The sequence below is a fragment of the Streptomyces poriferorum genome (assembly GCF_019399235.1).
Classification (GTDB): domain Bacteria; phylum Actinomycetota; class Actinomycetes; order Streptomycetales; family Streptomycetaceae; genus Streptomyces; species Streptomyces poriferorum.
On the sequence record NZ_JAELVH010000271.1, the window covers coordinates 1 to 8,468 of the forward strand.

9 protein-coding genes are annotated in these 8,468 nt (G+C 71.0%); 1 reads left to right on the plus strand and 8 read right to left on the minus strand.

The window, feature by feature from the left end:
• Window positions 1-332 precede the first annotated feature (332 nt).
• Window positions 333-1,355, minus strand: a complete 1,023-nt coding sequence (locus JGS39_RS32185) for a GlxA family transcriptional regulator (protein ID WP_219573278.1) — start codon at window positions 1,353-1,355, stop codon at window positions 333-335.
• Between the two features lie 74 nt (window positions 1,356-1,429).
• On the opposite strand from JGS39_RS32185, the gene JGS39_RS32190 reads away from it, so the two are divergent.
• Window positions 1,430-2,014, plus strand: a complete 585-nt coding sequence (locus JGS39_RS32190) for a cysteine hydrolase family protein (RefSeq protein WP_219573279.1) — start codon at window positions 1,430-1,432, stop codon at window positions 2,012-2,014.
• 1 nt (window position 2,015) lies between these two features.
• Here JGS39_RS32190 and proC read toward each other — a convergent pair whose 3' ends face one another.
• The 7 genes from proC to ilvD form a co-directional block, all read right to left on the minus strand.
• The gene (gene proC / locus JGS39_RS32195; protein WP_219573280.1) at window positions 2,016-2,825 is read right to left on the minus strand and encodes a pyrroline-5-carboxylate reductase; all 810 of its coding nucleotides are present in this window, start codon (window positions 2,823-2,825) and stop codon (window positions 2,016-2,018) included.
• A 59-nt stretch (window positions 2,826-2,884) separates the two neighbouring features.
• Window positions 2,885-3,652, minus strand: a complete 768-nt coding sequence (locus tag JGS39_RS32200) for an ABC transporter permease (RefSeq protein WP_219573281.1) — start codon at window positions 3,650-3,652, stop codon at window positions 2,885-2,887.
• Window positions 3,649-4,416, minus strand: coding sequence for an ABC transporter ATP-binding protein (locus JGS39_RS32205; protein WP_219573282.1), 768 nt, complete (start codon window positions 4,414-4,416; stop codon window positions 3,649-3,651). The genes JGS39_RS32200 and JGS39_RS32205 overlap by 4 nt, the downstream gene beginning before the upstream one ends.
• Before the next feature lie 58 nt (window positions 4,417-4,474).
• A complete protein-coding gene (locus JGS39_RS32210; RefSeq protein ID WP_219573283.1) occupies window positions 4,475-5,263 on the minus strand; it encodes a class I SAM-dependent methyltransferase in 789 nt (262 codons plus the stop codon).
• A 24-nt stretch (window positions 5,264-5,287) separates the two neighbouring features.
• The gene (locus tag JGS39_RS32215; RefSeq protein ID WP_219573284.1) at window positions 5,288-5,839 is read right to left on the minus strand and encodes a hypothetical protein; all 552 of its coding nucleotides are present in this window, start codon (window positions 5,837-5,839) and stop codon (window positions 5,288-5,290) included.
• An 82-nt stretch (window positions 5,840-5,921) separates the two neighbouring features.
• Window positions 5,922-6,368 carry an acetyltransferase gene (locus tag JGS39_RS32220; protein WP_219573285.1) on the minus strand — a complete coding sequence of 149 codons (447 nt, stop codon included), beginning with the start codon at window positions 6,366-6,368 and terminating at the stop codon, window positions 5,922-5,924.
• Between the two features lie 142 nt (window positions 6,369-6,510).
• On the minus strand, window positions 6,511-8,361 hold the full coding sequence (gene ilvD, locus JGS39_RS32225; RefSeq protein ID WP_219573286.1) for a dihydroxy-acid dehydratase: 1,851 nt from the start codon (window positions 8,359-8,361) through the stop codon (window positions 6,511-6,513).
• Between the last annotated feature and the right edge of the window lie 107 nt (window positions 8,362-8,468).

The following is an 8,468-nucleotide window of genomic DNA, read 5'->3' on the forward strand; positions in this document are numbered from 1 at the left end:
TCGAAGCGGGTTTCGCATTTTCGCTTTCCAGTTCTTCGCTTTCGCGCTTTCCCTTTCCGGCGAGTCCGACTCTATCAGATCCTTTCGGGCCTGATTCCCAGTCAGCGGGGCTTGTCCTCCCGGCCGTTGGGCCGTTCCGACGAGTGAGACGTTAGCGGAATCCAGGGCCCCGACGCTAATCGGGGTCACGTTCCTTCGAACGCGGATTCCTCATTTCGCGAATGCGCACGCAGAGACAGGCGACAACTGTCGCTCGCTCGTTGTGGTTACTGCGGAATGGCTGTCCGGGGACCGACCGGGGTCGGCGCTCACGTCGGACAACTCGGAGCACACTACGGATGCGAGGAGGGCGTGTCAACCCCGGTCCTCGTCGGGGTGCGGTGGAAGGCGAGCCGGTAGTCGCGGGGGCTGGTGCCCAGGTGGGTGGCGAAGTGCTGGCGCATGGTGATCTCGCTGCCGAAGCCCGTGCGGCGGGCCACCTCGGGCAGCGGGAGGTCGGTGCGCTCCAGCAGCTTCTGAGCTGCGGCGATGCGCTGGGCGATCAGCCAGCGCAGCGGTGTGGTGCCGGTGCTCGCCTGAAAGTGGCGGGCGAAGGAGCGCGGCGACATGCCGGCCCGGTCGGCCAGCTCCGCCACCGTGTGCGGATCGGCCAAGCGGGTCAGGGCGAAGGCGCGGACATCGGCGAGCGTGTCGGCGTCGCGGTCGGTGTGCGGCGTGGGGTGCTCGATGAACTGGGCCTGTGTGCCGGTGCGGAACGGGGCCGTGACCATCGACCGTGCGATCGTCGCCGCCGCCTCGGCGCCATGGGTCGTCCGTACGAGGTGGAGGCAGAGGTCGATACCGGCCGCCGTGCCGGCGGACGTCCAGAGACGGTCGTCGTGGACGAACAAGGCGTCCGGTACGACGGTCACCGCGGGATGGCTGGTGCGCAGGAGGTCAGTGAGGTTCCAGTGGGTGACTGCCCGCCTGCCGTCCAGGAGGCCCGCCTGAGCCAGGGTGAAGGCACCTCCGCAGAGGGCCGCGATCGGAGTGGCGCGGGCGTGAGCGCGGCGCAGGGCCGCGAGGACGGGCTCCGGGGCCGGCGTCACATGGTCGTCGAGCCCCGGGACGACGATCAGGTCGGCGCGGGCCAGCCAGCTCAGCGTGCGGTCGGGGGTCAGGGAGAGGCCGCCGCGCAACGCGATGGGGGCGTCGTCGACCGCGGTGCGGCGCAGGTCGAACAACGGGACTCCGCGGTCCGTGCGGTCCACGCCCCAGACCTCCGTGATGACCGAGACATCGAACGCCCGGATACCGGGGAAGGAGACGAGGGCGATCCGGGTGGGGGCGGAGTGAGGTGTCCCGGTCGTCGGCATGCTGGCAGTAAAGCATCGATCGATGGCTTTTTGACCTCTGGGCCGCCGGAGTCCCCGGCGGCAGGATCGTAGCCATGGAGATCGCAGGGAACGCAGCGCTGGTCGTGGTGGACGTGCAGCAGGGATTCGAGGAGGAGAAGTACTGGGGGCCCCGCAACAATCCCGCGGCGGACGGGAACATCGCCGGGCTGATCGATGCCTGGCAGTCGAGCGGACGGCCCGTCGTCTTCGTACGGCATGACTCGCCCAAGCCCGATTCGCCGTTGCGGGTGGGATATCCCGGGAACGACTTCAAGCCGTACGTGGAGGAGCGGCGGGGAAAGGGCGGCGGGGCGGAACTGTTCGTGGCGAAGAGCGTGAACTCGGCGTTCTACGGGACACCGGATCTGGGTGCGTGGCTGAACGCCGCGGGAGTGCGGCAGATCGTGGTGGCCGGGATCCAGACCAATATGTGCGCGGAGACGACGGCGCGGATGGCGGGGAACCTGGGTTACGAGGTGTTCTTCGCGCTCGACGCGACGTACACCTTCGACGGTGTCGGGCCCTGGGGGTGGACGCTCGCTGCGGAGGAGCTGGCGCGGGCCACCGCCGTGTCGCTGCACGGCGGTGGGTTCGCGAAGGTGGTGCGCAGCGCGGAGCTGATCGCTGCCGCGGCGTAGCTCAGCCGTTGCCGGAGGCGAGCTCGCGGCTGCGGTCGCGGGCCGCTTCGAGGGCGGCGATGAGAGCGGCGCGTACGCCGTGGTTCTCCAGTTCGCGGATGGCGCTGATCGTGGTGCCGGCCGGGCTGGTGACGGCCTCGCGCAGCTTGACCGGGTGCTCGCCGCTGTCTCGGAGCATCACGGCCGCGCCGATGGCGGCCTGCACGATGAGGTCGTGGGCCTGGGCGCGGGGCAGGCCGAGCAGGATGCCGGCGTCCGTCATCGCCTCGACGAGGAAGTAGAAGTAGGCGGGTCCCGAGCCGGACAGGGCGGTCGCCGCGTCCTGCTGGGACTCGGGGACGCGCAGGGTCTTGCCGACACCTCCGAAGATCGACTCCGCGGTGGCGAGGTGTTCGGTGGTGGCGTGGCTGCCCGCGGAGATCACGGACATGCCCTCGTCGACCAGGACAGGGGTGTTCGGCATGACGCGGACCACCGGGGTGCCGGTGGTGAGGCGCTCCTCGATGAAGGCGGTCGTGATGCCGGCCGCGGCGCTGATGACCAGGCGGTCGGCGGTGAGGTGGGCGGAGAGTTCGTCCAGGAGGCGGCCCATGTCCTGGGGCTTGACCGCGAGGATGAGGATGTCGGCGCGCTTGGCGGCCTCCGCGTTGGTGACCGCGTCGACGCCGTAGCGGTCGTGCAGCTCCGCGGCACGCTCGGAGCGGCGGGTGGTGACCAGCAGGTTCCCCGGACGCCAGCCGGCCCGGATCATGCCGCTGAGCAGGGCCTCGCCGATCTTGCCGGTGCCGAGGACTGCAACTGTCTGGGTCATGCGCTTCACCCTCCGGGCGGTGCTCACGGTTCTCGTGGCGCCATCCTCGCACCGGCCCGTCAGGTCGTGCGGCGGCGGAGGGTGGCTGCGCCGAGGCCGAGGACGAGGAGGGCGCAGCCGGCCACGATCACGACGTCGCGGATGAAGTGTCCGGTGATCTCGGTGTGGTGGAGGACCTCGTTCATGCCGTCGACGGCGTACGACATCGGCAGGACGTTCGAGATCGCTTCGAGGACGGGGGCCATCCGGTCCCGGGCGATGAAGAGTCCGCAGAGCAGGAGCTGGGGGAAGATCACGGCCGGCATGAACTGGACGGCCTGGAACTCGGATGCCGCGAAGGCGGAGACGAACAGGCCGAGCGCCGTGCCGAGCAGGGCGTCGAGCAGGGCGACCAGGAGCAGCAGCCACGGTGAACCGGTGACGTCCAGGCCGAGGGCCCAGACGGAGAGGGCCGTGGCCAGGAGGGACTGGACGATGGCGACGGCGCCGAAGGCGAGCGCGTAGCCGGCGATCAGGTCGCCCTTGCCGAGCGGCATGGCGAGGAGGCGCTCCAGGGTGCCCGAGGTGCGTTCGCGCAGGGTGGCGATGGAGGTCACCAGGAACATCGTGATCAGCGGGAAGATGCCCAGGAGCGAGGCGCCGATGGAGTCGAACGTCTGCGGGCTCCCGTCGAACACGTACCGCAGCAGCGTGATCATCAGGACCGGGATCAGCAGCAGGAGCGCGACCGTGCGCGGGTCGTGCGTCAGCTGGCGCAGGACCCGGCCCGCGGTGGCGAGGGTGCGGGCCGCGCTCAGGGGCGGGGTGCCGGTGGTCGTCGTGCTCATCGGGCGTTCTCCTGACGGGTGGCGGCGGCGTCGACCAGGTGGAGGAAGGCTTCTTCGACGGTGTCGGTGCCGGCGCCCCGGCGCAGGGCCTCGGGGGTGTCGTCGGCGAGGATCGCGCCTTCGCGCATCAGGAGCAGCCGGTGGCAGCGCTCGGCCTCGTCCATGACGTGGGAGGAGACGAGCAGGGTGGTGCCGCGGTCGGCGGCGAGGCTGTGGAAGAGGTTCCAGAGGTCGCGCCGGAGCACCGGGTCGAGGCCGACGGTGGGTTCGTCGAGGACGAGGAGTTCGGGGGTGCCGAGCAGCGCGACGGCGAGGGAGACGCGGGTGCGCTGGCCGCCGGAGAGGGTGCCGGCGAGGTCGCCGGCGTGGCTGCTCAGGTCCACCTCGGTGATCGCGCGGGTGACGGCCGCGCGGCGGTCCTCGCGGTGCCGGCGGCCCGGCTGGAGGATCGCCGCGAAGTAGTCGAGGTTCTGCCGGACGGTGAGGTCCGTGTAGACGGACGGGGCCTGGGTGACGTACCCGATCCGTGGCCGGAGGGCGGGGTGGCCTGCCGGGCTGCCCAGGACTTCGAGGGTGCCTGTGACCTTGGCCTGGGTACCGGCTACGGCCCGCATCAGGGTGGATTTGCCGCAGCCGGAGGGGCCGAGGAGGCCGGTGATCCTGCCGGGTTCGACGGTGAAGTCGAGTCCTTTCAGGACGGTGCGGCTGCCTCGTACGACGGTGAGGCCACGGGCCTCGATGGCGACGCCCGAAGAATTCATCATGTGATGAATTCTGGTCCCGGCGGGCCTCAGCCGTCAAGGCACAGGGCGGGCCGGGCCGTCAGCGGACGGCGACGTTCAGGTCGACGACGTATGCCTCCTCGACCGTGCCGTCCGGGAAGAGCCGCGCGAGGTGCTCGCGCTCCTCGTCGAGGAAGCGCCGGGTGCGTTCCTCGCCGAGGACCAGGAAGGCGGAGTGGCTGGAGAGGTTGGCGAGATGGGAGGCCAGGGGGATGCGCCGGGTCCAGGGGACACGGCGGTGCGCGAAGGCGAGTTCGGGCAGCAGACCGCGGGTGCGGGCGGGCGCGCCGTGGGCGCTTTCGTCCTCGGCCCCGGTTTCGTCGCGGAAGAAGTCGCGCAGCCGGGTGTCCTGGTCGGCGACCCACGGGACGGCGTGGTCGGAGACGTTCCACCAGAGGGCGAGCGCGCCGCCGGGCCGCAGGACGCGCAGGGCCTCGGGGGTGGAACGGGTGCGGTCGGTCCAGTGGTACGACTGCGCGTACGTGATCAGGTCGGCCGAGGCCCCGGCGAAGGGGAGGCTGTTGCCGTCACCCCGCACCAGCGGAACGTGCGGGAGGGACCGGCGCAGTTCCGCCGCCATGCCGGGCCCCGGCTCCACGGCGACGACGCGGGCGCCGCGGTCATGGAGGCGTCGGGTGGAGATGCCGGTGCCCGCCCCCACGTCGAGCGTGCGGGCGTCGCGCAGGGGCAGGCCCGCGAGCTCCTCGACGGCGTCGAACAGGGCGGCGGGGTAACCGGGGCGGGCGGCGGCGTACTGGGCGGCCGCCCCGTCGAAGGACAGGGCGCGCGACGCGCCCGCGGCGTGTTCCGGGGAGTCCGTTTCGGTCATGGGGCCATCGTGGCCCCGCAGGCCCTACTTGCGCCGGGGCTTCTTCGCCTTGGCCGCCTTGCGGGCCGACGGGTTGCCGGTCCTGGACGAGCGGCGCTTCGCGAACCGGACCTGGGCCGCCTCGTACTCCGCGCGCCGGAGCTTCTCGCCGGGCGCCTCGGTGAACGTACGGAAGAAGTACGCGAGCAGCGAGCCGATGAAGCCGACGGTCTTGAGGCCGCGCAGCGTGTCCTCGCGGGCCGGGTCGGCCGGGCGGCGGCTGAAGCCCTCCCACGTCTTGCGGAACGCGACGGCGCTGCAGATGGCGAACATCAGGACGACCAGCAGGCCGACGAAGCTGCCGACATCGGCGATCTCCAGGCCCTGGTAGGCGAATCGCAGCACGAAGCACGAGGCGACCGCGGCAACGAGCGAGCCGACGGCGGCTCCGGCGCGGCGGAGCCCGTAGTTGCCGTCGTGGGCGACCCAGGTCGTACCGAAGAAGCGGATGGGCTCGGGCTGCGGGCCGGGGGCGGTCGCACCGGGCCCGGTGGTGCCGGGAGCCGTGCCGTCGGGGGTGTCGCTGTTCTCGGTCACGCGACCGATTATCCCAGGGTCGGGGCGGAGCCCGGGGCAGCCGTGCGCGGCGGCGCCGCGCACGGTGCGGATACGGCTCGGCTCAGCCGCAGTGTTCCCAGGAGCTGGTGTAGGTGTACGTGCCGACCCCTGCCTCGATCATGCCGCCCCACTTCACACAGCGGCTGCCCGCGGCGAGCCTGACCGGTCCCGCGTACGAGGAGTACGCCCCCTGGTCCTTGGCCTGGCCCTTGCCGTCCCCGTCCACGTCGAGCCAGGCGCCGGTGGTCAGCGCGTAGCCGCCCGTGGAGGCGGAGTGGAAGGTGACGACGCAGTTGGACCTGGTGCTCGCGTTGTAGAAGAGATGGACGCGGGCCAGTTCGGTCGACGCGTTCCGGAACGCGTGCGAGTCGATCTGGGTGTAACCGGATCCACAGACCCCCGCCGGGGTGGCGGCCGCCGCGGCCGCGCCGGCCGGGGTGGCGCCGAGTGCCGCGAGTGCGGCGACGGCCGGCGCGATGATCGCTGAGCGGCGTGCAGAAGTGCGCATGCTCCCCCAATCATGATCCTTGCATGACAAGGGTGTGAGCCTATGGCGAGCCGGTGGTCACGGGGAGTTGGTTTTACGCCACACCTACTGCGGGCGCGCCGCCGTTTCCGGCCCCTGCGGACAGGGGCCGGAACGGGTGGAATCAGCCCAGCTTGGAGACGTCGCGGACGGCGCCGCGGTCCGCGCTCGTCGCCATGGCCGCGTAGGCGCGCAGCGCCGCCGAGACCTTGCGCTCGCGGTTCTTCGGCGCGTACACGCCGTTCAGCGCCTCACGGCGGGTGGCGAGCTCGTCGTCGGCGACGAGGAGCTCGATCGAGCGGTTCGGGATGTCGATCCGGATCCGGTCGCCGTCCTCGACCAGCGCGATCGTGCCGCCGGACGCCGCCTCGGGCGAGGCGTGGCCGATGGACAGGCCCGACGTACCACCGGAGAAGCGGCCGTCGGTGATCAGCGCGCAGGTCTTGCCGAGACCGCGGCCCTTGAGGAAGGAGGTGGGGTAGAGCATCTCCTGCATGCCGGGTCCGCCGCGCGGGCCCTCGTAACGGATGACGACGACATCGCCGTGCGTGATCTCCTTGCGGAGGATCTTGTCGACGGCGTCCTCCTGGGACTCGCAGACGACCGCCGGCCCCTCGAAGGTCCAGATCGACTCGTCGACGCCGGCCGTCTTCACGACGCAGCCGTCCACGGCGATGTTCCCCTTGAGGACCGCGAGGCCGCCGTCCTTGGAGTACGCGTGCGCCACGTCGCGGATGCAGCCGCCGGCCGCGTCCAGGTCGAGGGTGTCCCAGCGCTCGGACTGCGAGAACGCGGTCGCGGAGCGGACACAGCCCGGGGCCGCGTGCCACAGCTCGACGGCCTCGGGGGAAGGCGAGCCGCCGCGGATGTCCCAGTTCTTGAGCCACTCGGCGAGCGTGTCGGAGTGCACCGAGTGCACGTCCTCGTTCAGGTGGCCACCGCGGTGGAGCTCACCGAGGAGGGCGGGGATGCCGCCGGCCCGGTGGACGTCCTCCATGTAGTACGTACCGCCGGGGGCCACGTTCGGGGCGACCTTGGAGAGGCACGGGACCCGGCGGGAGACCTCGTTGATGTCGTCGAGGTTGTACGCCAGCTCGGCCTCCTCGGCCGCGGCCAGCAGGTGCAGGATCGTGTTGGTCGAGCCGCCCATGGCGATGTCCAGCGCCATCGCGTTGTCGAACGCGGCGCGGGTGCCGATGGCGCGCGGCAGGACCGTCTCGTCGTCCTGCTCGTAGTAGCGCTTGGTGATCTCGACGACCGTGCGGCCGGCGTCCTCGTACAGCGCCTTTCGGGCGGTGTGCGTGGCGAGGACGGAACCGTTGCCGGGGAGGGAGAGGCCGAGGACCTCGGTCAGGCAGTTCATCGAGTTGGCGGTGAACATGCCGGAACAGCTGCCGCAGGTGGGGCAGGCGTTCTCCTCGATACGGAGGATGTCCTCGTCGGAGATGCTCTCGTCGACCGCGTCACTGATCGCGTTGACCAGGTCGAGCTTGCGGACCGTGCCGTCGACGAGGGTGGCCTTGCCGGCCTCCATCGGACCGCCGGAGACGAAGACCGTCGGGATGTTGAGGCGCATCGCGGCCATCAGCATGCCCGGGGTGATCTTGTCGCAGTTCGAGATGCAGATCAGCGCGTCGGCGCAGTGTGCCTCGACCATGTACTCGACGCTGTCGGCGATGAGGTCGCGGGAGGGCAGGCTGTAGAGCATGCCGCCGTGGCCCATGGCGATGCCGTCGTCCACCGCGATGGTGTTGAACTCGCGGGGCACCGCGCCCGCGGCCTTGATCGCCTCGGAGACGATCCGGCCGACGGGGGCGAGGTGGGTGTGGCCGGGGACGAACTCCGTGAAGGAGTTGGCGACCGCGATGATCGGCTTGCCGATGTCCTCGCTCGCTACGCCCGAGGCGCGCATAAGGGCGCGGGCGCCCGCCATGTTGCGGCCGTGGGTGACAGTGCGGGACCTCAGCTGGGGCATCGTCTCTCGCTCCTTCGACAGAAAAGACTGGTTCCGAGCGTACGCCTCCGGTGCCAGGATCTGGACAGGGTGTCCGGAATGCGGGATGCGTTGCTCAGGGGGTGGGC